General features: G+C 66.8%; 1 protein-coding gene. It reads left to right on the top strand.

Features of this window, described 5'->3' with window-relative positions; all coding sequences use genetic code 11:
- On the top strand, positions 1-334 hold a 334-nt coding region (locus tag ACLJNW_RS23915), incomplete at both ends, for an efflux RND transporter permease subunit (protein WP_410961182.1).

Genomic DNA, 334 nt, shown 5'->3' with positions numbered 1-334 from the left:
CCGCTGTCGGACGTGGCGCGCCTCGACCTCTCGCCGGGACCGAACCAGATCAGCCGGGAGAACGGCAAGCGGCGCATCGTGGTCAGCGCCAACGTGCGCGGCCGCGACATCGGCTCGTTCGTGCTGGAAGCGCAACAGAAGCTGCAGGACGGGGTGAAGATCCCGGCCGGCTACTGGACCACCTGGGGCGGCCAGTTCGAACAGTTGCAGTCCGCCGCCAAGCGCTTGCAGGTAGTGGTGCCGGTGGCGCTGCTGCTGGTGTTCACCTTGCTCTTCGCCATGTTCAACAACGTCAAGGACGGCCTGCTGGTGTTCACCGGCATCCCCTTCGCCC

The sequence above is a fragment of the Salmonella sp. SAL4457 genome (assembly GCF_046548235.1).
GTDB classification, from domain to species: Bacteria; Pseudomonadota; Gammaproteobacteria; order Enterobacterales; family Enterobacteriaceae; genus Salmonella; species Salmonella enterica.
Note: the sequence above shows the minus strand (reverse complement) of the source record. Positions and strands in the feature narration are given on the sequence as shown.